This is a genomic window from Paenibacillus stellifer, assembly GCF_000758685.1.
Lineage (GTDB): Bacteria > Bacillota > Bacilli > Paenibacillales > Paenibacillaceae > Paenibacillus_AQ > Paenibacillus_AQ stellifer.
Genome location: NZ_CP009286.1, coordinates 4,032,668 through 4,055,288 on the forward strand (window position 1 = coordinate 4,032,668; position 22,621 = coordinate 4,055,288).

At 55.4% G+C, this 22,621-nt stretch carries 17 protein-coding genes; all 17 read right to left on the reverse strand.

The annotated features are described in order from the left end of the window. Positions 1–5: 5 nt before the first annotated feature. The 17 genes from spoVE to PSTEL_RS18770 all read right to left on the reverse strand — a co-directional run bounded on the left by spoVE (position 6) and on the right by PSTEL_RS18770 (position 22,533). Positions 6–1,106: a stage V sporulation protein E gene (spoVE, locus tag PSTEL_RS18690; protein ID WP_038697636.1), complete on the reverse strand. Its 1,101-nt coding sequence runs from the start codon at positions 1,104–1,106 to the stop codon at positions 6–8. A 50-nt stretch (positions 1,107–1,156) separates the two neighbouring features. Then, the gene (gene murD, locus PSTEL_RS18695; RefSeq protein ID WP_038697638.1) at positions 1,157–2,578 is read right to left on the reverse strand and encodes a UDP-N-acetylmuramoyl-L-alanine--D-glutamate ligase; all 1,422 of its coding nucleotides are present in this window, start codon (positions 2,576–2,578) and stop codon (positions 1,157–1,159) included. Positions 2,579–2,581: 3 nt separating this feature from the next. Further along, positions 2,582–3,547, reverse strand: coding sequence for a phospho-N-acetylmuramoyl-pentapeptide-transferase (gene mraY / locus PSTEL_RS18700; protein WP_038697640.1), 966 nt, complete (start codon positions 3,545–3,547; stop codon positions 2,582–2,584). A 35-nt stretch (positions 3,548–3,582) separates the two neighbouring features. Then, positions 3,583–4,980, reverse strand: a complete 1,398-nt coding sequence (locus tag PSTEL_RS18705; protein ID WP_038697642.1) for a UDP-N-acetylmuramoyl-tripeptide--D-alanyl-D-alanine ligase — start codon at positions 4,978–4,980, stop codon at positions 3,583–3,585. Continuing rightward, positions 4,977–6,464 carry a UDP-N-acetylmuramoyl-L-alanyl-D-glutamate--2,6-diaminopimelate ligase gene (locus PSTEL_RS18710; protein ID WP_038697644.1) on the reverse strand — a complete coding sequence of 496 codons (1,488 nt, stop codon included), beginning with the start codon at positions 6,462–6,464 and terminating at the stop codon, positions 4,977–4,979. The genes PSTEL_RS18705 and PSTEL_RS18710 overlap by 4 nt, the downstream gene beginning before the upstream one ends. 73 nt (positions 6,465–6,537) lie before the next feature. Continuing rightward, positions 6,538–8,463, reverse strand: coding sequence for a stage V sporulation protein D (locus PSTEL_RS18715; protein WP_038697646.1), 1,926 nt, complete (start codon positions 8,461–8,463; stop codon positions 6,538–6,540). A 107-nt stretch (positions 8,464–8,570) separates the two neighbouring features. Further along, the gene (locus PSTEL_RS18720) at positions 8,571–10,907 is read right to left on the reverse strand and encodes a penicillin-binding protein (RefSeq protein WP_038697648.1); all 2,337 of its coding nucleotides are present in this window, start codon (positions 10,905–10,907) and stop codon (positions 8,571–8,573) included. A gap of 45 nt (positions 10,908–10,952) precedes the next feature. Next, positions 10,953–11,342, reverse strand: coding sequence for a hypothetical protein (locus PSTEL_RS18725; protein WP_038697650.1), 390 nt, complete (start codon positions 11,340–11,342; stop codon positions 10,953–10,955). A gap of 23 nt (positions 11,343–11,365) precedes the next feature. Next, positions 11,366–12,319: a 16S rRNA (cytosine(1402)-N(4))-methyltransferase RsmH gene (rsmH, locus tag PSTEL_RS18730; RefSeq protein WP_038697652.1), complete on the reverse strand. Its 954-nt coding sequence runs from the start codon at positions 12,317–12,319 to the stop codon at positions 11,366–11,368. 34 nt (positions 12,320–12,353) lie between these two features. After that, on the reverse strand, positions 12,354–12,791 hold the full coding sequence (gene mraZ / locus PSTEL_RS18735; protein ID WP_038697654.1) for a division/cell wall cluster transcriptional repressor MraZ: 438 nt from the start codon (positions 12,789–12,791) through the stop codon (positions 12,354–12,356). Positions 12,792–13,537: 746 nt separating this feature from the next. Next, positions 13,538–14,809, reverse strand: a complete 1,272-nt coding sequence (locus PSTEL_RS18740) for an adenosylhomocysteinase (RefSeq protein WP_038697656.1) — start codon at positions 14,807–14,809, stop codon at positions 13,538–13,540. A gap of 62 nt (positions 14,810–14,871) precedes the next feature. Further along, complete coding sequence (gene bshC, locus PSTEL_RS18745; RefSeq protein WP_038697658.1) at positions 14,872–16,500, reverse strand: bacillithiol biosynthesis cysteine-adding enzyme BshC; 1,629 nt, start codon at positions 16,498–16,500, stop codon at positions 14,872–14,874. A 264-nt stretch (positions 16,501–16,764) separates the two neighbouring features. Further along, a complete protein-coding gene (locus PSTEL_RS18750; RefSeq protein ID WP_038697660.1) occupies positions 16,765–17,685 on the reverse strand; it encodes an ABC transporter ATP-binding protein in 921 nt (306 codons plus the stop codon). Continuing rightward, entirely contained in the window at positions 17,682–18,677 is a 996-nt protein-coding gene (locus PSTEL_RS18755; protein ID WP_038697668.1) for an ABC transporter ATP-binding protein, read from the reverse strand. The genes PSTEL_RS18750 and PSTEL_RS18755 overlap by 4 nt, the downstream gene beginning before the upstream one ends. A gap of 12 nt (positions 18,678–18,689) precedes the next feature. Then, positions 18,690–19,619: an ABC transporter permease gene (locus PSTEL_RS18760; protein WP_038697671.1), complete on the reverse strand. Its 930-nt coding sequence runs from the start codon at positions 19,617–19,619 to the stop codon at positions 18,690–18,692. Positions 19,620–19,641: 22 nt separating this feature from the next. Then, positions 19,642–20,574 (reverse strand): ABC transporter permease, encoded by a 933-nt coding sequence (locus PSTEL_RS18765; RefSeq protein ID WP_038697673.1) that lies wholly within the window; start codon positions 20,572–20,574, stop codon positions 19,642–19,644. A gap of 237 nt (positions 20,575–20,811) precedes the next feature. After that, positions 20,812–22,533: a peptide ABC transporter substrate-binding protein gene (locus PSTEL_RS18770; protein WP_038697675.1), complete on the reverse strand. Its 1,722-nt coding sequence runs from the start codon at positions 22,531–22,533 to the stop codon at positions 20,812–20,814. Between the last annotated feature and the right edge of the window lie 88 nt (positions 22,534–22,621).

Below are 22,621 nucleotides of genomic sequence, written 5' to 3' on the forward strand. Positions count from 1 at the left end.
GCCCTTCACCTCGCATAACGGGATAGATTGAGTAAAATGCCGAGCGCCGTCAGCATCAGCGTCAGCGACGACCCCCCATAGCTGATCAGGGGCAGCGTGATGCCGGTGACCGGCATAAGACCGATGACGACGCCGATATTGATCACGACCTGAACCGCCACCATACAGACGATGCCGACAGCCAGATAGCTGCCGAAGCGGTCCGGCAGGCTCATTGCCACCCTCATCCCCCGCCAGATCAAAATCAGAAAGAGGATCAGAACGGCGATGCCGCCGATAAAACCCAGCTCCTCAGCCAGGATGGAAAAAATAAAGTCCGTCTGCGGCTCGGGAACATAGCTGTACTTCTGGCGGCTCATGCCAAGCCCCAGCCCCCCGAGGCCCCCCGGTCCGATCGCATACAGCGACTGGATGATCTGATAGCCCGCGCCCAGCGGGTCCGACCATGGATCGAGAAAGGCCGTTATCCGCTGCAGCCGGTAAGGCGCCGCGGCGACAAGACCGGCAAAACCTGCCGCTCCGGCCGCGCCCAGCAATGACAGGTGCTTCATTCTCGCGCCGGCGGTGAACACCATCATCAGCGCCGCTCCCGTCATCACCGTGCCGGTTCCAAGATCGGGCTGCATCATAATCAGGCCGAAGGCGGAGCCAATCAGCGCGAGCGGAGGCAGCAGTCCCTTGGTGAACGTCGTTATGTCGTAATCCTCGCGGCTCAACCATTTGGCCAGGAACAGGATCATCCCCATCTTCATGAACTCGGAAGGCTGTATGCCGAAGGAACTGATGCCAAGCCAGCTGCGCGCGCCGCCGCGCACGACCCCGATGCCGGGAATCAGGACGATGACGAGCAAGATGAAGCACAGGATCAGCGCGGGCTTGGCCAGCCGTTTCAGCACACGGTAATCCAGGTTGGCCATGAAGAACATGGCCGCCAGCCCCAATGCCGCGAACAGCAGCTGCCTTTTGACAAAATAAAAGGAGTCGCCATAATTGCGGAAGCCCAGTACAGAGCCCGCGCTGTAGACCATGACCATGCCTATGGCGAGCAGCGCCAGGATCGGAATAACGAGCCAGATATCGGGAGGAGCAGGCTTTGACTTGTTCATGAGGAGCACACCTCTTGCTTCGTAGTGGAAGCTTATCCAAGCCCCCCTACTTACAGATTATGCACCGCCTCTTTAAAAATACGCCCGCGCTCTTCATAGGATTTGAACATGTCCCAGCTTGCGCATGCGGGCGACAGCAGCACGACATCCCCTTCTTCCGCCAAAGCGGCGGCTTCCTGAACAGCCTTCTGCAGCACCGAGGCGGCGCTGCCTTCATTATCGACGGTGACCACCGTCTTTAATCCCGCGAGCTTCGCGACGGAAGCGAGCTTGTCCTTGGTCTCGCCGAGCGCGACCAGCGCCTTGACACGGCCCTCAAGGATTGGAATGAGCTCCATATAATCGGAGCCGCGGTCGAGCCCGCCAGCGATCAGGACGATCGGCTGTTTGAAGGAGACAAGCGCCATGGTCGTGGCTTTGGCGTTGGTCGCTTTGGAGTTGTTGTAATAGCTGGCGCCGTTCTTGTCTTCGACATATTCCAGGCGATGCTCCACGCCCCGGAACGAGGCCAGCGTATCCGCAAGCACTCCGGGATCGGCGCCAGCCGCGATGGCGATGGCGATGGCCGCCAGCGCGTTCTCCACATTGAAACGGCCGGGCAGCCCGATGGAGTCCACCTCGGATATTACTGTCTCGCTCTCGGTGTAATCCCGGTAGATAATCGTCCGCTTCAGATTATCCTCCACATCCGGCACATAGGACGGCCGGACGAACACGCCCTGAAGAAGTTCCTCGGTCATGGAGAAGGGAAGAATCATGCCCTTCATGTACGGCACGAGCTCCCGGCAATAAGGGTCGTCCCAATTCAGGACGGCTGTATCGCTCGCTTCCTGATTGGCGAACAGCTTGGCCTTGGAATCGACATAATCCCGCATATCTCCGTGATAGTCGAGATGGGTCTCGGCTACGTTCAGGAGACAGCCCACCTTGGGCCGGAAATCCTGCGTGCCCTTCAGTTGGAAGCTGCTTAGCTCAACCACCATCCAGTTGTCTTCACTGGCTTCCTGCGCCGCCTGACAGAGCGGAGTGCCGATATTGCCCGCGACGATGGGATTCATCCCGGCGGCCTCCAGCATTTTGCCAACCCAGGTTGTCGTGGTGGTCTTGCCGTTGGAGCCGGTAATGCCGATGATCGGAGCCTTGCACAGATGATAGGCGACTTCGACCTCAGTAACGATTTCGATGCCGAGCTCCAGCGCCTTCTGCACAGGCGCAGCGGAATAAGGGATGCCCGGGTTTTTGACGACCAGCTTGACGCCTTCATGAATCAGGCCGTCCGGATGCCCTCCACATATAACAGAAATTCCCAAAGACTCCAGTTCGGAAGCTTCGGGACATTGTTCTCTATCCTTTTTATCGTTGACTGTAACCAGGGCGCCGCGCTCATGCAGCACCTTGGCGACCTGGACGCCGCTCTTGGCGAGGCCGAGCACGATCGTCTCCTCGCCGCGATATTGATCCGGATGTTTCATTGCCTACAACCCCTTGCTAATGTATAGTCCGAGACCGGCCAGTACGATGCCGACCGCCCAGAACGAAATGACAACCCGCCATTCCGACCAGCCGCTCAGCTCAAAATGGTGGTGGATCGGGCTCATCTTGAAGATGCGCTTGCCCCGGGTCTTGAAGGATGCCACCTGCAGGACCACTGACAGCATTTCAATGACAAAAATGCCTCCGATAACAACAAACAGCAGCTCGCTCTTGGTGACGATGGCGATGGCGCCGATAGCGCCGCCAATGCCTAGCGAGCCGGTATCGCCCATGAACACTTTCGCCGGATGGGCGTTAAACACGAGAAAGCCCAGCACCGCGCCGATCATCGCGGCGGCGCAGACGCCCGCGGCGATCGAGGTCGCCTGCATCGCTACAACCGCATAGGCGGCAAGCGCGATAGCGGCCGTGCCGGACAGCAGCCCGTCGACCCCGTCCGTGAAGTTGACGGCGTTCGTGATCGCCATCATCATGATGACGATGAACGGATAGTAGAACCATCCCGTCCAGTCGAAACTAACGGAGGTTCCGGGAATGCTGATCGCGGTGCTGTGTCCCGCGGAGATCAGCAGCGCGCACATGACCGCGCCGACAACGAGCTGGCCGAGCAGCTTCTGGCGCGGCGTCAGGCCGAGAGAACGCTTGAAGACGATTTTGATGTAATCGTCCAAAAAGCCGATCAGGCCGTAACCGAGCGTCGCCACCAGCAGCACGTAAAAGTCCGTGTTGACGACGGAAAATTTCAGGTACGACAACGTAAACGCCACGATGATGATAATGCCGCCCATCGTCGGGGTCCCTGCTTTTTTCAGATGGCTCTGCGGCCCGTCATCGCGGACCTGCTGGCCGAATTTCATCCGGCGCAGCAGCGGGATCAGCAGCGGAGCGGCGATCACCGCAAGGATAAAGGATACGGATATGGTCAGTAGCAGCAGTTGGTAATCCACGGGTTCACCCTCTCAAATCTCTTGCTATTGCAGCATTAATCAAAACGGACTCTCAGAGCCTGAAGCGTCTCTTCCAGCTTCATGCCCCGCGACGCCTTGAACAGCACGATGTCCTTCGCACCTACCGTATTCAGCAGCGCAGCTGTCAGTTCGGTTTTATCCGCATAGGCATGCACCCGGTCCGGACCGAAGGAGGCTCTGGCCGCATCGGCCAGATGAAGTGACAACGGGCCGTATGTAAAGACCCGGTCGACCTTGGAGGCATCCAGATAAGAGCCGACTTCGGCGTGAAAGGCTGCCTCATCGGGCCCAAGCTCAAGCATGTCCCCCAGCACCGCGATTTTGGAGCCTGCACTCTTCATGGATTGAAGGACGTCGATCGCGGCTTTCATCGAGGTCGGACTGGCGTTGTAGGCATCGTTCAGAAGCGTTAGGCCGGCTTTCGTCTGAATCAGCTCGATCCGCATGCCGGTCAGCTTGAGGCCCGCCAGGCCTTCCGCCATCTTCTCGCCGGTGACGCCGTAATGCTCGGCGACCGCCATGGCAGCCAGACAGTTGACCACATTATGGCGTCCCGGAAGCGGCAGCGTGAACACCTGGCCGTCATGACGGCTGGAGGTAAAGGTCGTTCCGCCGGGATGATTCATTATGCCGATCGGGTAATCGTCATTTCCCGCCTCAAGCCCAAAACGGAAGATCTTCATGCCTTCGGGCGCCTTGAAACCCGGCTCCTGCATGACTTCGGCGATCAAAGGCTCATCGCCGTTGCAGATCAGCAGCCCGCCGCTGCGCAGCCCTTCTACGATCTCCAGCTTCGCCCGTGCGATTTCCTTCCGGGAACCGAGCTGGAGAAGATGCGATTCGCCGATATTGGTAATGACGGCTGTATCGGGCCGGCCGATCGACGAGAGCAGCGCAATTTCGCCGCGCGCGCTCATGCCCATCTCCAGCACCGCGATATCGGTATCCTCGGGCATGCTCAGAATGGTGAGAGGCAGCCCGATATGATTATTGAAATTGCCCTGCGTCTTGTGAACCTTGAATGTGGTCTCCAGCAGGGCGGTGATCATATCCTTGGTCGTCGTCTTGCCGTTGCTCCCGGTAACGGCAACGACGCGAGGCGCCGCTTCACTCAAGTAAGCGGCGGCTAGCGCCTGCAGCGCGGCCAGTGTATCGCCGACTACGACGGCATTCCCCGCCGGTGCCGGTCCCTTACCGGCCGACCACAGCGTTGCTGCGGCTCCGCTCTCAAGCGCCCCCGCGGCGTAATCATGTCCGTCGAAATGATCGCCGGACAATGGCACGAACAGGCAGCCGGGCGTGATCTTCCGGGAATCGGTAACGACTCCCCCGATGCGGGTCTCCGGCGAGCTGCCTGGCGAAAGTTCGCCGCCGCACATGTCGGCGACGGCCCCCAGTGTTCTTGTAATCAATGGCTTCTACCCCTTATGGCTTCTTTGGCGACAATGCGGTCGTCGAAATCGAGAACGGCGCCGCCGATTAGCTGGTAGGTCTCATGACCTTTCCCCGCAATCAATACTACATCTCCGGGGCTTGCCATATCAACAGCTTTCCCAATCGCTTCGCGCCGGTCCACGATCAGCTCATACCGTCCGCGCTCCACGCCGTCCTCGATCAGTCCCGCCTCGATGTCCTTCAAAATGGCGTCCGGATTCTCGGTACGCGGGTTATCGGAGGTAACCAGCACATGGTCGCTGTATTTGGCCGCGATCTTGCCCATCAGCGGGCGCTTCGTCTTGTCACGGTCCCCGCCGCAGCCGAAGACGGTCAGCACCTTGCCTTCAGCGAATTCGTTCACCGTCTTGAGTACGTTCTCGAGTCCGTCAGGCGTATGCGCGTAATCCACGACCACTGTGTACGGCTGGCCTTCCTCCACCGCCTCCACGCGTCCGCTGACACCGGGGACGGATTCCAGGCTGCGTTTGATGTCTTCCAGCGAAATATCCTCTAGCAGGCATGCCGTAACAGCGGCCAGCGCATTGTAGACATTGAACTTGCCGACCATTTTCAAGGAAATATCAGCTGAACCCCTAAAGGTATCCACATGGAAGGAGGTGCCTTTGCCGGTTATGGAAATCTGTGAGGCACGCACGTCCGCTTCGCTGTCGATGCCGTAGGTGATCGTCTCTGCCGCAGTCTGTGCCGCGAAATAGACGCTCGCTTCATCGTCAGCATTCAGCACGGCGTATTTGCGCTCTTCCTTACGGGGAGAGAGGGCATTGCCGAGTCTGGAGAAGAACAGCCCCTTGGCGGCGCGGTACTCCTCCATCGTATGATGGTAATCGAGATGATCCTGGGTCAAATTGGTAAAAATTGCGGTCCGGAAATCGGTCCCCTTCACGCGGCCCTGCTCCAATGCGTGCGAAGACACCTCCATCACACAGCTTTCGACTCCCTGAGTGACCATATCATGCAGATGACGCTGAAGCTCCAGCGATTCCGGCGTCGTCCGGGGCATTGGATAGCTAACCCCGCCGTAGCGCATTTGAATCGTTCCGATCAATCCCGTCTTGACCCCATGGTCTTCCAGAATACGCTCGATCAAATACGTGGTCGTCGTCTTGCCGTTCGTTCCGGTGACGCCGATCATCTTCATCCGGCTGCTCGGCGAGCTGAAGAACACATTCGAGAGCAGCGCCATGGCGAAGCGGCTGTCGCCTACCACGATCTGCGGCAGCTCCAGATCCAGCCGGCGCTCGACCACAAGCGCCGCCGCACCGGCCGCAGCCGCCTGCGGCGCATAATCATGCCCGTCAACGGTAAAGCCCGGCAGGCAGATGAACAGGTCGCCCGGCTTCACCTTCCGGGAATCGACCTGCAGATCGGTAATTTCTGTGCCGCTGTCACCGTACAGGCGCGCGGCGGCCAGACAGGAAGAGAGTTCCTCAAGTTTCATCTTCAATCCCTCGCTCTACTGATTTCAAATCAGATATCGTCTTTACTCATTCTGTCACATGGTCTTTCTATCATTATGGACTTGATGATCCCATATAAATCCGGATTGTTGAACCTCGCTCCAGCCGTGCTCCCGCTTTGGGTGCCTGGTTGATTACCGTATCGCCGGTTCCGGAACGGACCAGATTAAAGTTCATGTTCATATCCTCGTAAATATCCTGAACGGACGCCCCTACGAGATCCGGCACGGTGTCGATCGGCGTCTCGCCGTACTTATACACCTTGGAGAGCTGATCGGTCCGCTGCGGCACTTTCATATAATGCAGCGAATCCTCCAGAATGTTCTGCACGATCGGCGCGGCGACGACGCCGCCGAACTGGATGCCCTTCGGGTTATCGACGGCGGTGTACACAACGATCTGGGGATCATCTGCCGGCGCGAAGCCGACGAAGGACACGATATGCTCCGATGCAGAGTACCGGCCGTTCACGACCTTCTGCGCGGTACCGGTCTTGCCACCGACCCGGTAGCCGTCGATAAAGGCCGGACGGCCCGTACCTTTGGCAACGACGCTCTCCAGCGCTTCGCGCACCTTCTTGGAGGTGTCTTCGGAGATGACCTGCCGCACAAGCTCCGGCTTGACCTCCGACACCGTAGCTCCGGTGTCCGGGTTGATCCACGCCTTGGCGACATGCGGCTTATAGAGCTTGCCTCCGTTAATGGCAGCCGACACCGCTGCAATCTGCTGGATCGGCGTCACCGAGACGCCTTGGCCGAAAGCGGTCGTCGCCAGCTCTACAGGACCGACCTTGGACGGTTTGAACAGGATGCCGTTCTCTTCGCCGTTCAGGTCGATCCCCGTTTTACTGCCGAAGCCGAAGTTGCGGATGTACTGGAACAGCGTATCCTTACCGAGCCGCTGGCCCAGTACGACAAAGCCGGGATTGCAGGAATTCTCCACAACCTGCAGGAATGTCTCGCTGCCGTGGCCGCCTTTCTTCCAGCAGCGCAGCCTCGCTCCGCCAACCTCGATGTAGCCCGGATCGAAGAAGCGGTCGTTCTGCAGATCCACCTTGTTCTCGTTGAGCGCGGCGGCCAACGTAATTATCTTGAAGGTCGAACCGGGCTCGTACGTCATCCAGATCGGCAGATTCCGGTTATATACCGAAGAATCGTATTCCTTGTACTGTCCCGGCTCATAGCCCGGACGGCTGGCCATCGCCAGAATCTCCCCGTTCTTCGGGTTCATCGCAATCGCCCAGCTGGCGTTGGCCTGATATTTCACCATAGCCTGGTCGAGCTCGCGCTCCATGATCGATTGAATCTGCTTGTCGATCGTCAGCTCCAGATTCAGGCCGTCCTGCGGCTCCGCATATTTCTCCGAAGAACCGGGCATCAGCCCGCCGCCGGCATCGGATAGATACGAGATATTCCCGCCAATCCCTTTCAGCAGCTTGTCGTAGACGGTCTCGATCCCGGTTATTCCCTGGTTGTCGATCCCCGTGAATCCCAAAATATGTGCGGCAAGATCCCCATAGGGATAGAACCGCTTGCTGTCTTCGGCAACAACGATGCCCGGCAGCTGCAAATCACGAATGCTTCCGGCAAGCTCCATCGTAATTTTGCGTCCGCCGGGCTGCAGTCTCACCGTGGATTCTCTCTTGGATAACAGGGTCGCCAGCTTCTCCTGCGTCATTCCGAGCAGGGGGGCCAGCTTCTCCGCCGTCCCTTCCTTGTCCTTGACCTGGACCGGGATGGCATAAATGGTGGGCGAGCTGACATTGTAGGCAAGCTTCGTCCCGTTCCGGTCCAGAACCTCGCCCCGCTTCGCCGTGAACGGGATGTTCCGGCGCCATGAATCCTCCGCCCTTGCAGTCAACTTTTCGCCTTCGGCCAGCTGAACGTAAGCCAGGCGCAGAGCCAGGGCCACGAACAGCACGGCAAGCCCGATCAGCGTCCACAGCATGCGCCGCCGCGACAAGATTTTCGACACTCTCATACGTCAACCCCGCTTTCCCGCAAATAGACATGGCTTCCTGAATAGACGTCTTCAGGCGTTTATCCTTGTCTCCATGCTATTCGGGACAAACCGAGGTTAGAACAAGCCTAGTTCGTTGTCGTAACGGGAGCGCTGGCGGCCTCCCTATCGACTGAGCTGTCTCCGGAAGCCGGACCGGCGGCAGCACCATCATCTGACGCAGATGACCCATTATCCGCAGCGCCTGCGCTTCTCTTGCCCTCACCGCCGCTTGCCTCGGCATCATCTCCCGAAGCCTCAGCACCGTCTTTCTGTTCGTTAGGCTTCAGTGTAAGAGTTACCTCCGCCTTGCCGTTCTTCTGGGCAACGGACTGCTCGGTTACGTAACCTTCGCCGCTCACCTGAATCCCGACCTTAAGCAAGCTCAGAATCTCCAGAGCATCGCGGAGCGATGCACCCTTCAAGTCCGGAATCGAAGGGTTGCCAGTCTGCTCACTGAGCAAATACACCTTCTGGCCCGTCGCAAGCGCCGTGCCGGCAACCGGATACTGGCTGATCACCTTATCGCCGTTGCCGACGGTCTCGAAATCGTAGCCTTGATTCAGCAACAACTGTCTGGCCGATTTCATCGTCTGGCCGGTCAGATCCGGAGCTTTGCGCGCTACGGCCGCTTCCGTCTGAGTCTTGGTCTTCTTATCCTGATCGGTGTATGTCTTGGGAACGCCCATGTATTCCAGCGACTGGGACACGATCTTCTTGAAGATCGGCGCCGCAACGGCGCCGCCGCCGCCTTCCGTCTTCGGATCGTCGACAATAACGATGACGGCGATCTTCGGATCGTTAACCGGCGCGTAACCGATGAATGACACCACATTCTTCGTGTAGTCATACCCGCCCTTCCCGTCAGGCTTGATCGTCGTACCGGTCTTGCCGGCTACCCGATAGCCTTCAATATACGCATGGCGTCCGGTTCCGATATCCTGGTCGGCTACAACCTGCTCCAGATAGAGTCCAGTCTGCCTGGCGCTCTCCTCGGTGAGAACCTGCCGCACCACCTCGGGCTTCGTAGTGGTCGCCTTGCCGGTATTGGGATCGTCGATTTCCTTGACGATATACGGCTTCATCAGCTTCCCGCCGTTGGCAATAGCCGATACCGCAGCAAGCTGCTGGATCGGTGTGACCTGTACCTTACCGTGACCGTATGCCAGAGTCGCATATTCCACATTGTATTGAGGAGAGAGAACGCCTTTGGCCTCGCCGGGGAGGTCGATGCCAGTCTTGGTATCGAAGCCAAAGTTCCTAATATATTGGACCAGACGGTCTCTGCCCAGCATCTCATAACCCAGCTTGACAAAGGCTACGTTGGAGGAACGCTTGACGCCTTCCAGATAGCTGATCGTTCCCCAACCGGAACGGTTGATGTCGTGCAGCGGTTTGCTGTAGCCTTTGATCCGGATGGAGCCAGACTGGAACGTTGCGTTCGGATTGAACAGCTTCTCCTGAACAGTCCCGGCCAAAGTTACGATTTTGAAGGTCGAGCCCGGCTCGTAAATCGATTTGACCGCGTGATTATAGAAATCGCCCTGATCCTGCGTCGCCCAGTACTCATTGGGATTAAAGGTTGGCAGGTTGGCCATGCCCAGAATCTCCATCGTGCTCGGATCGGCAGCAATAACGGTCATACTCTTGGGATGATACTCGTCGTATGCTTCCTTCATCGCGTCTTCGATGTAATACTGGATCGTGCTGTCGAGCGTAAGCTTCAGGTTGTCGCCGTTCACCACGGGCTTGAACGTCTCAGCCGCATTGGGGAGCTTCACGCCGTTCCCGTCACTCTGGTAGTTGAGCGAGCCGTTCGTACCTTTGAGCTGCTCGTCGTAAAAAGCCTCCAGGCCCGCCACGGCCTTGCCCTCCCGGTCAGTGTAGCCAAGCACATGCGCGGCCAGCGAATTTTTCGGATAATAACGCTTCTGGTCGCTGACATAGCCGATCCCCGTCTCGCGGATCTCATGCTCCTTCTGGAGCTTGTCGCGCAGGGCGATCACCTTGTCGACAACGGTCTGATCCACCTTCCAGCCTTCATTACGAACCTCGCGGCTTTTCCAAAAGTTGCCCTTTTCGTCTTTGGCGTCAACCAGTTTTTCCAGCTCGGATACCGGCTTGTTCAAAATCTCGTGAAGCCCCTGCACGACCTCGTCCCGGATGCCCTGCGTATGTATCACTTCCGGATCGACGACGATGGTATAGGCAGGCACGTCGCTTGCAAGAACCGTGCCATTGCGGTCGGTAATCTCTCCGCGCTGGGCCTTGATGATCGATGTGTGCGCCCAGGTATCACTGGCTTTCTTTTGCCAGAAATCGCCCTGCAGCACCTGAATCCAGAATACCCTTCCGACCAGAACAAGAAAAAAGAGGGTAATACATCCCCCTATAAACAGCGATCGAAGCTTTATTCTTTTTACCATTCGCAAACCTCACTACTTTTTTTCGCTTGACTGACGGCTCATCGGCTACTTGTCATCGGTATAGGACACGTTATGCGGGACGAAGATGGTTTTCTCATCGCTTGGAGACACCCAGCCCCAGGAGCGCGCCTTGGCGGGCACCTGCTGCTCCAAATCCTGTTTCTGCTTCTGGTAGACTGCGATCTGCTTCTTGTCGGCGGAAATTTTCGAGTCCAGCAACTGCGCCTGCTTGTTCAAATCATAAATGTGGACGTAACGCCATACCAGGACGGTCCCCACGATGACAAACAGCCCAAGAGTCAGCAGATACAGCAGCTTCTCCTGAAGCGGAAGCGAGGTGCGCCTTGTGACAACCTTTGTCTTTTCGCGGTAGCGCGGGTTTTGTTTCTGTTCTCTTTGCTGTTCTACTGCCAAATTGCCGCGGGTATAGGCCATCCTTCGACTCTCCTTTTCGTCTTTTACAATTTTTCAGCAATGCGCAGCTTGGCTGAACGGGCACGCGGATTGGCATTCAGTTCCTCTTCGCCTGGCGAGATCGGCTTGCGGTTGACCAGCTTCATCTGTCCTTCGCCGCCGCACACACAGACCGGAAAATCCGGCGGGCAGGTGCATCGGCTGACATAGCTGTTCAGAATCTGCTTGCAGATCCGGTCCTCCAGCGAATGGAACGTAATGACGGACACGCGGCCTCCCGGGGACAGGCACCGCACAGATGCGTGCAGAGCCTCTTCAAAAGCGCCCAATTCATCGTTCACGGCGATTCGAAGCCCCTGAAAGCTCCGTTTGGCGGGGTGACCGCCGGTTCGCCGCGTTGCAGCGGGAATTGCCTCTTTGATAATATCGGCTAGTTCCCCCGTACTATTAATAGGACGCTGTGCCCTTCGCTCAATAATTCTTCCTGCAATCCGTCTGGAGAACTTCTCCTCGCCGTATTGGAACAGAACGCGGGCGATTTCCTGCTCCGGCCACGAGTTCACAATGTCAGCAGCAGTCAGGGAGGATTCTCTGTCCATCCGCATATCAAGCGGTGCGTCTTGGTTGTAGCTGAAGCCGCGCTCCGCCTCGTCGAACTGCGGGGAGGACACCCCAAGGTCAAACAGGATGCCGTCAACCTGGGGAAATCCGTCCTTCTGAGGAACTTCAGGCAGAGACTTGAGCTCTTCCTCAAGGAAGCGGAAATTGCTTCTGACAAGCGTGACCCTGTCCTTGTAAACCGCGAGCTTCTCCCTGGCGTTATCCAGCGCCCAATCGTCCTGATCGAATGCGATCAGCCGGCCCTTGTGCCCCAGCCGTGAAGCGATCAGGGAGCTGTGGCCCGCTCCGCCAAGCGTGCAGTCCACATAAATGCCATCCTCCCTGATGTTAAGTCCTTCTGTCGCCTCTTCCTTCAGAACCGTGATGTGGTGAAACAAACTTCATCCCTCCAGGGCAGTAATCGTTATTAGGCTATAATTCAAAGTTGAAATCCACCAGCTTCTCGGCAATCACGTTAAAAGACGCCTCCGACTGCCCGAAGTACTGCTCCCAAAGCTCCTTGTTCCAGATTTCCACCCGGTTCGAAACGCCAAGAATGACACAGTCCTTATCAAGTTTTGCATACTCTCGCAAATTGGCGGGCAGGGTAACCCGTCCCTGCTTGTCCCACTGGCATTCGGTCGCTCCTGAGAAAAAGAAGCGGCTGAACGCACGGGCGTCGGACTTCATCAGCGGCAGACTTTTCAGCTTTTGTTCCATGATTGCCCATTCTTCCATGGGATAAACGAACAGACAGGAATCAAGACCCCGGGTTGCCACGAAGGACGTGCCGAGCAGTTCACGAAATTTGGCCGGAATAATGATCCGTCCCTTATCGTCAACACTATGCTGGTATTCCCCCATAAACATAGGCTGCCCACTCCCTAATTCCCTCTGATCTCCACTTTACCCCACTTTTCACCACTTAAGCATAATAGATTCGTCGGTAAAAATCAAAAACCTTTTTCCGGTTTTAGGAAAATTCTTCCTGAAAGGATTCACTCCCCATTGTCCTCATACGCTGCGAAATCCGCATAACAAGCGTAGTTTCGGACAGTCCAACGCCTCTTCGAGGAGCTATTTCTACGTGCGAACGGCGGTTGAGCTGGGAAGCATTACCACCCATTTCAGCTGTGTACGTTTCAGATGGGTAACGTTTCAGTTGGGCAACGATTCAGTTGAGTAACGATTCAGTTGAGTAACGATATCCTCGTGTGATCTTCCAACCGCAGTGCATTTACTTTCCGGTGCTTGGCGAGGCGTAACGGACAAGACGACGCGGTGCGTGTGCCGGTGTATACGTTTGAATGCAGAGGGTCAGATACATTGTCCCGACACGTCTCGACCGTACGCAAATGGTGACGAAACCTGGCTCTCGGCTCTTCCATAAAATGACGGCGTCAGCTTCAATGCAGTTTCTCTTTCGCACGGGATGAGCGCATATTCCTGGGACTCCCAATTTTTCCTTCCATTATAATTAGGATAAGATTGGGTGTTGAAACCGCAGCGACCATCGGGCACGAAACTTGTAATTTCTTATATTTGGACAAAAAAAGTTCCCGCTTCCTGCAAGGAGCGGGAACTTTTTGACTGATTGTCTTGCGGCCATCATTACATTAGTCGTTCAGATTCCAGCTGTCCAGGTAAGCGATCTGCTCGGGCGTCAGCGTATCGATGCCGAGACCCATGCTCTCCAGCTTGTAGCGGGCAACCTGTTCGTCCAGATCGTAAGGCACGTTTTCTACTTTAACACCGATTGTTTTGTAGTTGTCATTCACATATTTCAGCGACATAGCTTGAAGTGCGAAGGTCATATCCATAATTTCGGCCGGATGGCCGTCTGCAGCGCCCAGATTGACCAGGCGGCCTTCGGCGAGCAGATACAGCTTGCGTCCGTCCTTCATCCGGTACTCCTCAATGTTCTTGCGAACGGTGCGGATGGATTCCGCGCGCTCGGCCAGCTCCGGCTTGCATACTTCAACATCGAAGTGTCCGGCGTTGCACATAATCGCCCCGTCCTTCATGACATCGTAGTGCTCGCCGCGGATGACATATTTATCGCCGGTAACCGTAACGAAGAAATCGCCCAGCTTGGCTGCCTCCACCATCGGCATGACATGGAAGCCGTCCATATGAGCCTCCACCGCTTTGATCGCATCGACTTCTGTTACGACGACATCTGCTCCGAGCCCTTTGGCCCGCATGGCCACGCCTTTGCCGCACCAGCCGTAGCCGACCACGACGACCGTCTTGCCCGCCACCATCAGGTTGGTGGTCCGGATAATCCCGTCCCAGACGGATTGACCTGTGCCGTACCGGTTATCGAACAGATGCTTGCAGTACGCATCGTTCACAGCTACCATCGGGAATTTCAGGATGCCCTGCTTCTGCAGCGCCTTAAGCCGGATAATCCCGGTAGTAGTCTCTTCCGCACCGCCGCGGATATTCTCCATCAAATCCGGGCGTTCCGAGTGGAGCAACGTCGCGAAATCGCCGCCATCATCAATAATGAGATCCGGCTTGCTCTCCAGCGCCTTGATATTCAGCGCCTTGAACTCCTCGGGCGAAGGGTTGTACTTGGCGAATACTGTAATACCGTCCTCTACCAGCGCCGCACACACATCGTCCTGCGTCGAGAGCGGATTGGAGCCAGTAATGGTCACTTCCGCGCCGCCCGCCTGAACAACCTTGGCCAGATAAGCCGTTTTGGCTTCCAGATGAAGAGTGATCGAGACTTTGAGCCCTTTGAACGGCTGCTCCGCCTCGAACTGCTCGCGAATCCGGTTCAGCACAGGCATATGCTGGCGAACCCAGTCGATTTTGAGATGTCCTTCGGCTGCGAGCGACATGTCGGCTACAATACTGTTTTGCCGGGATAATGAACTCATGAAAGTACCTCCTGTTTCAGATGGACTAAACTTGCGCCTTGCATGACCGTCCTACCGGCCGATTACATGTACAGGACCCGGTGTGTCCCGGAATAATCCGCCGGCAGCTCCAGCAGATGCTCCAGCCAGGACAAGCCGTATTTATTTAAATAATACGTGACGTTGTACACTCTCTCCTGCAGTCTGCCGAGCGGCATCAGCGAGCATTCAATCCGCTCCCACTGCCGGAGCGCCGCTTCGCTCTGCTTGGCCATCGCGCTCACGACCTTGCCCTCCAGGAAATCGATCTGGTCCAGGATTTTCTCCTTGTTGGCGGCCCCCAGCTTGAGCAATCCGGCCTGGACAGTACCAATTTCCTCGATTAACGGGTCATACATGCTCGCAAAAGAGGCTTTGACTTCGGCAAATTTCCGGCCAAGCTGCAGCTCGTCCTGAGCCTCCAGCCAGCTCCGCTTCTTCTCCTCCAGACCTACCAGCACGTCTTCAAAGGTCAGCCCGTATTTCTCCATATGCTTGTGCAGCGTACCCTCGACGACCGTGTAAGACATCCGGGGCAGAATCGGCGGCATCTTCATGCCAAGCTCCGCGAAAGCCCGTCCTGTAATGCCCCAGTAGGAGATCTCTCCCTGTCCGAGCACCGTCGCCAGCACCGGCAGCAGATACTCATGCATCAGCGGACGGGTCAGCACGTTGTTGCTGAAGCGCTCGGGATGTCCCTCAAGCAGCTCCAACAGCTCTTCCTTGCTGAAAGCGACATGCCCTTTGCGGTCCGTAAACCTTCCGTCCTTCTTCACCAGAAGAAGACGCATTCCTTCATGAATGTAAAAAAGGTTCGCGCCGCCTGCCGCCACATCAGCCTGGAGCTCATGACCGCCGCTGAAGATATCATCCGCCGTCTTGTGGTATGACGCTTCCAGATCGTCGTTCTTCTCAATCAGCGCGCGGAACAGCGGCTTCTCCAGCGCCCGCAGGGCAGGGTCTGCCGAGTCTAGCAAAATCAAGCCGAATCGGCCGAACAAAGCACCGATCATCTCGGCAAAAGCGGAAGTCATGCTTCCCTGCCGGGCCGCATTTGAGGCCAGCTCCATGATCTCTTGCTTGAACTCGCTCTCCTGAAGCAGCTCGCCAAGCTGCTCAAGCGGTCTGGCGAAGCTCTCCTCGCCCACCGGGATGTAGCTGACAGGGCTGCGCCCGGTCTCCTCCGCCTCAATCTTCAGCTTGACCACTTCTCCGGACCGGTCCAGCACATACGTATGATTGACCTCATCCCAATCATGGTCCTCGCCCGCGATCCAGAAGAGCGGAACGACCGGGCGTCCGAGTTCCTCCGATGCCTCTCTTGCAGCGGTGATCGTGGTTATGATTTTATAAATGACGAGCAGTGGTCCAGTGAACAGTCCGCTCTGCTGTCCGCCGGAGATCACCAGCGTCTCCGGCTGTTCCAGCAATTCCAGCGAGCGCCGAACCGCTTCATGATGATTGAATTTGGCGTTATAGCTGCGCAGAACTTCCGTCAGACGGCTGCGGTCCACACGGCTGTCACTTTGGCTGTCCAGCCAGGCGGCACGCTCCTGTCTGGTACTTTCATGCTGATAGCTTCCGCCGAATAAATGCGACACCTTCTCGTCGCCCCTCAAGAAAGCCTGGGCGAGCGCCGGTCCGCCCGGCAGAGGCTCCGGTACAACGTTCATCAGGTTGCCTCCCGTTCTGCTGATGCGCCCTATATGATACTTGTCAGGCGTCCGTAAAAACTTCCTTTTTGATTGTATCCAAACCTGAACGTTCCGTCAAAGCGTTGAGCAAGGATTATGCCTGACTGCGCTCTTAACCAACGATTGTTTCCCGGGAAACAAGTCAAGAATGATAGGTGTTTGTCAAAAAATAAGGTTTCCCCCGCTTCCGGACAGAAGCGGGGGAAACCTGTTACATTCCTCGATTAGTGCAGCATTTCGCAATCAGGCATACGCCTTGGCTACAAAGTGGCCCTTTGAAACTTCGACCAGCTTTGTTTCATCCTCGTTGGTCTGCTGGCCAGCCGAATAGATCGGGCTTGCCAGCTCGTCATGCATATGCAGACGCTTCTTGTTGACTTCGATTTCCGGATCGGGAATCGGGATCGCGGACAGCAGCGCCTTGGTGTATGGATGAATCGGATTGGCGTACAGCTCTTCGCTCTCTGCCAGCTCAACCATTTTACCAAGGTACATAACGGCGACACGGTCGCTGATATGCTTAACCATGGAGAGGTCATGAGCGATGAACAGGTAAGTCAGTCCAAGACGGGTCTGCAGCTCTTTGAGTAGGTTGACGACCTGAGCCTGGATCGATACGTCAAGCGCCGAAATCGGCTCGTCGCAGACGATGAATTTCGGATTGACCGCAAGCGCGCGGGCAATGCCGATACGCTGGCGTTGGCCGCCGGAGAATTCATGCGGATAGCGGGTGGCATGGTCATGGTTCAGACCAACCATATCCAGCAGCTCCTCGATCCGCTTCTTGCGCTCGGCGCGGCTTCCTGCCATGCCATGAATGTCCAGCGCCTCACCGATGATATCCGAAACCGTAAACCGCGGATTAAGCGATGCATACGGGTCCTGGAAGATCATCTGCATATCGCGGCGCATGGCTTTCATTTTACCCGGAGACAGCTTGTAAATATCTGTTCCGTTAAACTTCACACTGCCGGCCGTCGGCTCATACAGACGGAGGACCGTGCGTCCCGCCGTCGTCTTGCCGCAGCCCGACTCGCCTACCATACCCAGCGTTTCGCCTTCGCGAATCGAGAAGTTCAGATTATCGACCGCCTTCAGCACTTTGCCTTTGCCAACGTTGAAATATTTCTTGAGGCCTTCTACCTCGATCAGCTGTTTGCTCAAGAGTTTTGCGCCTCCTTGGCCATCGGATGCAGATTCCAGCAGCGCGCCGTATGCGTGTCGCTGAATTCCGTAGTGCCCGGATCAATTCTCTCGCAAATCGCCATCGCTTCGCTGCAGCGAGCGGCGAACGGACAGCCGACAGGAGGCTTGATCAGATCCGGCGGCGTGCCGACGATCGGGATCAGCGGCTCGCCTTTCTTCTGGTCCAAACGAGGCATCGAACGAAGCAGTCCCTTCGTATATGGGTGCTGCGGGTTCTTGAAGATTTCCCATCTCGTTCCGGTCTCGACCACTTCACCCGCGTACATGACGATGACACGGTCGCACATGCCGGCGACAACGCCAAGGTCATGGGTGATCAGAATGATCGACGTACCTAGTTGTTTCTGCATATCTTTCATTACTTCCATGATCTGAGCCTGAATGGTTACGTCGAGCGCAGTAGTCGGCTCGTCCGCAATCAACAGAGCAGGACGGCAGGCCAGCGCGATCGCAATCATCACACGCTGCCGCATACCGCCGGAGAACTCATGGGGATATTGGTTAAAGCGGGCCTCGGCATTCTTGATACCGACAAGCTTCAACATTTCAATGCCACGCTTGGTCGCTTCGGCCGCTGACATTTTCTGATGTTTGATCAATACTTCCGTGATTTGCTTGCCCACTTTGATCGTGGGGTTCAGTGAGGTCATCGGGTCTTGAAAGATCATGCCAATGTCTTTGCCGCGAATTGCTTCCATCTCTTTCGTGCTCTTCTTCAGAAGGTCTTGCCCTTGAAAAATAATCTCGCCCTGCTTCACCTTGGAAGGAGGTGACGGAATCAGCCGCATGATCGACTGGGCCGTGACACTCTTGCCGCTGCCGGACTCGCCGACAATCGCTACTGTCTCGCCTTTGCCAATTTCAAAATTCATTCCGCGGACAGCTTGCACTTCACCGCCCGACACAAAAAACGATACTTGCAAGTCTTTAACCTGTAAAATCGGGTCCATTATGGTCACCTCCTATTTCTTGAGTTTAGGATCAAGTGCGTCGCGAAGACCGTCGCCGAAAATATTAAAGGCGAGCATCGTTACACTGATCAGAATAGCCGGGAACAGCATGCGCCAAGGATATGCCAGCCAGCCAGTGAGCGCGTCACTGATCATGGAACCGAGCGAAGCCTTTGGAGCCTGCACACCGAGACCGAGGAAGCTCAGGAACGCTTCGGCGAAGATCGCATTCGGTACCGACAACGTAACGGTAACAATGATTGGGCCGATGGCGTTCGGCAGCAAATGCTTGAACAGCAGCCGCTTGGAGCCTGCGCCCATGGAGCGGGAAGCAAGGACGAATTCGCGGTTCTTGAGCTGCATAATTTCACCGCGCACAATCCATGACATCGTAATCCAGCCGGTAATCGTCAGCGCCAGTATGATCGTCCCTAAACTTGGCTCAAGCACGACGAGCAGCAGAATAACTACCAGAAGGTAAGGAATGGAATACAGAACTTCGGAAATCTTGTTCATGATGCTGTCTGTACGGCCGCCGAAGAAGCCCATAATGCCGCCGTATACAACACCGATGCACAGGTCGATCAGAGCAGCCGCCAGGCCTACGATCAGGGAGATACGCGCGCCGTACCAGGTACGCACGAACATGTCGCGGCCCAGATCGTCGGTGCCGAACCAATGCTCTCCATTTGGAGGTACATTTGTATTCAGATAGTCGTTGGAAAAATAATCATACTTAGTAATGTGCGGGCCGATAATGGCGCCGATAATGATCAGAACCAGTACGCCGAGCGAAACCATGGCCAGTTTGTTCTGGCGTAGACGCTTCCAGGCGTCCTGCCAGGCCGACAGACTCTCGCGCTGAATGACTTCAGCCTGCTTCTCGTCCACGCCGATCTTCCGGAAGTCTTCGGGCTTCAGTTCTACGCCGGGCGGAACCATTTGGTGTTTAGCTGCCACTTGATTAGCCCTCCTTTTCTCCGGTTAATTTAATGCGCGGATCGACGAATACATAGGCGACGTCCGTAATGAAGCGGGCAACCATCAGCAGGATGCCGTAGAAAATGGTAATCCCCATAATGATCGGATAATCGCGGACGCTGATGGCTTCCACGAACTGCTTGCCGATACCGCCGATACCGAAGATTTGCTCGATTACGACAGATCCCGTTACGATGTTCGCCGTCATCGGTCCCATGTAGGTAACGACCGGCAGAATGCCGTTGCGAAGTACGTGGCGGAACAGAATGGCAATCCAGTTCAGGCCTTTGGCTTTGGCTGTCTTGATATAATCCGCATGCAGCACCTCAAGCATGCTGGACCGGGTAAGTCTTGCAATGAACGCAATCGGCTGCGCGGATAGCGCCATTACAGGAAGCACGTAGTCCCTCGGTTCTTTAAAGCCCATTACGTTGACCCAGCCGAGCTTCGAAGCAAATACATACTGCAGGACGGTTGCCAGCACGAAGCTTGGAACCGCTATGCCCAGCACCGCCAGAACCATGGCCGCCGAGTCGATGAACTTCCGGTGATATAGAGCCGCCAACATGCCCAGCAAGACGCCGACAATGACGGATACAACGATGGCCACAAGGCCGAGCTTCAGCGAGGCGGAGAAAGTCTGTCCGATAATATGCGAAACGTCTTGATTCATCCGTTTCATGGACACACCAAAATCACCTTGCACGATATTGCCCAAATATTTGAAATACTGCTGGTAGACGGGCTTGTCCAAGCCATACTGTTCGTACAGCCGCTGGCGGATTTCATCGGGAATCTTCTTCTCGGATGTAAACGGATCACCAGGGATGGCTTTCATCAGGAAAAATGTAGCTGAGATAAGCACAAACAGGGAAACCAGCATATAGAAAAATTTATTGGCAACATAACGTACCATGCCCGTCAACACCTCCTTCGACAAATTTTTCACAACCTAAATTGATTTTATGAAATTATTGACCGCTTGTCCATTTTCTAATTTTGTTAAATAACCAAACTTTGGAGTGCGGGCAGACATACAAAAAAAAGGGATATATATGGAAATCCACATATATATCCCGAAGTGTTCATGCTACTTCAGATACTGAAATCTTAAATTAAATATACTGTAAGTCTCCTTTATAGAAACTGAATCTTAGTGTTCGAGCAGATAAGCGCGAGTCAGGTCGATTGCACCGCTGAAGTCAAGCGTAACGCCTTTCAGGTAAGGCTTAGTCAGCGAGTTGTTGGTGTAGTAGTAGATCGGGATCAGGATTTGATCATCCTGAATGATCATTTTCTCGGCAGCCGCGAATTTCTCTTGGCGAACCTTGTTGTCGCTGGTTGCTTTTGCTTCAGCGATCAGCTTGTCGTACGCAGGGTTAGCGTAGCCGGTATCGTTGTTGCCGCCTTTAGTTACCCACATATCAAGGAAAGTCATCGGATCGTTGTAGTCAGCAGTCCAGCCTGCGCGGGCAACCTGGTATTGCAGATGTTGACGGTTCTCGATAAATACTGCCCATTCCTGATTTTCCAGCTTCACGTCAACGCCAAGGTTCTTCTTCCACATGTCGCCAATAGCCAGGGCGATCTTCTTGTGGCCTTCACTTGTGTTGTAGGACAGAGTGAATGCAGGCAGCTTAGTCAGGCCTTCTTCTTTCAGACCTTCAGCCAGCAATGTCTTAGCTTGTTCCAGATCTTCAGTGAAGTAGCTGTCTTTGACAGCTGTACGGTATTCGCCGTCAGCGCCTGCGATGCCCGGAGGAACGAAGCCGAATGCCGGCAGCTGTCCGCCCAGTGTAACCTTGTCGATCAGAGTTTGACGGTCAATGGCCATAGCCAGAGCTTTACGGATCTTAACATTGTTGAACGGTTTTTCAGTTACGTTAAATTCATAGTAGTATACACTTGCAATACCTTTTCTGTTGAACTCGTCCGGATATTTCTGCTGTACGATTGGCAGCTGTTCAGTCGGAATTTCACCGTTCGGGCCGCCTGCGCGGTCCAGCTGGCCGCTTTCGTAAGCGGACAGTTCAGTTGCGCCGCTGTTTACGAGCGAGAAGTCGATTTTGCTAAGTTTAATGGAATCTTTATCCCAGTAGTTGTCGTTCTTGGATACTTCCAGAGATTGACCAGTCGTCCACTCGGTCAGAGTGAAAGGTCCGTCAACAATCATCGTATCTTTGCTGGTTGCCCATTTCGGATTAGTTTCAACCGATTGGTGAACCGGATAGTAAGTGTAGAAGGACAGAAGGCCAAGGAAGTAAGGAGTAGGAGCTGCAAGAGTAACTTCCAGCGTCTTGTCGTCAACGGCTTTAACGCCTACTTGGTTAAAGTCGGTGATTTTCTTTTCATAGTAATCTTGAGCGTTCTTCAGGTAGTACAGCTGGTAAGCGTAAGGTGCCGGTTCTGTAGCGGCAGGATCCAGGACGCGTTTCCAAGCGCGTACGAAGTCGGCGGAAGTTACAGCGTCGCCGTTGCTCCATTTAGCGTCACGCAGGTGGAAGGTATATACCAGACCGTCAGCGGAAACATCCCATTTCTCAGCGATGCCCGGTTCTGCTTGGCCGGTTTCGTCATTCATGCGGGTCAAGCCTTCATACATTGTCTTCAGGACAGTGTTGGCCTGGCTGTCTTGTGCAAGAGCCGGGTCAAATGTCGGAGGTTCGGAACTCAGGTTGATTTTAAGCGTTTGATCAGCAGCAAGTTTTTCTCCTGCTGCAGCTCCGTCAGTAGCTGCAGGAGTGTTGCCAGTGTTGCCTGTGTTCGCCGCGGTGTTTTCCGTGGCAGAATTATTGCCACCGCCGCATCCTGCAAGCACAGTTCCGATGACAAGAACGAGTGCGAACAGGAGTAAAAGACTTTTACTCTTCTTCATCTAGCAGTTCCCCCTAAATAGAATGTGGTATATGGTTTATGATTATACAACCAGTGGTCAAAAAAATCTAGCTTATTGTCGGATGAAT

Excerpts from the sequence above, each read along its gene's own strand:
- spoVE (WP_038697636.1), bottom strand. The coding sequence starts at position 1,106 with ATGAACAAGTCAAAGCCTGCTCCTCCCGATATCTGGCTCGTTATTCCG.
- murD (WP_038697638.1), bottom strand. The coding sequence starts at position 2,578 with ATGAAACATCCGGATCAATATCGCGGCGAGGAGACGATCGTGCTCGGC.
- PSTEL_RS18710 (WP_038697644.1), bottom strand. The coding sequence starts at position 6,464 with ATGAAACTTGAGGAACTCTCTTCCTGTCTGGCCGCCGCGCGCCTGTAC.
- PSTEL_RS18715 (WP_038697646.1), bottom strand. The coding sequence starts at position 8,463 with ATGAGAGTGTCGAAAATCTTGTCGCGGCGGCGCATGCTGTGGACGCTG.
- PSTEL_RS18720 (WP_038697648.1), bottom strand. The coding sequence starts at position 10,907 with ATGGTAAAAAGAATAAAGCTTCGATCGCTGTTTATAGGGGGATGTATT.
- PSTEL_RS18725 (WP_038697650.1), bottom strand. The coding sequence starts at position 11,342 with ATGGCCTATACCCGCGGCAATTTGGCAGTAGAACAGCAAAGAGAACAG.
- mraZ (WP_038697654.1), bottom strand. The coding sequence starts at position 12,791 with ATGTTTATGGGGGAATACCAGCATAGTGTTGACGATAAGGGACGGATC.
- PSTEL_RS18740 (WP_038697656.1), bottom strand. The coding sequence starts at position 14,809 with ATGAGTTCATTATCCCGGCAAAACAGTATTGTAGCCGACATGTCGCTC.
- bshC (WP_038697658.1), bottom strand. The coding sequence starts at position 16,500 with ATGAACGTTGTACCGGAGCCTCTGCCGGGCGGACCGGCGCTCGCCCAG.
- PSTEL_RS18755 (WP_038697668.1), bottom strand. The coding sequence starts at position 18,677 with ATGGACCCGATTTTACAGGTTAAAGACTTGCAAGTATCGTTTTTTGTG.
- PSTEL_RS18760 (WP_038697671.1), bottom strand. The coding sequence starts at position 19,619 with ATGGTTCCGCCCGGCGTAGAACTGAAGCCCGAAGACTTCCGGAAGATC.
- PSTEL_RS18765 (WP_038697673.1), bottom strand. The coding sequence starts at position 20,574 with ATGGTACGTTATGTTGCCAATAAATTTTTCTATATGCTGGTTTCCCTG.
- PSTEL_RS18770 (WP_038697675.1), bottom strand. The coding sequence starts at position 22,533 with ATGAAGAAGAGTAAAAGTCTTTTACTCCTGTTCGCACTCGTTCTTGTC.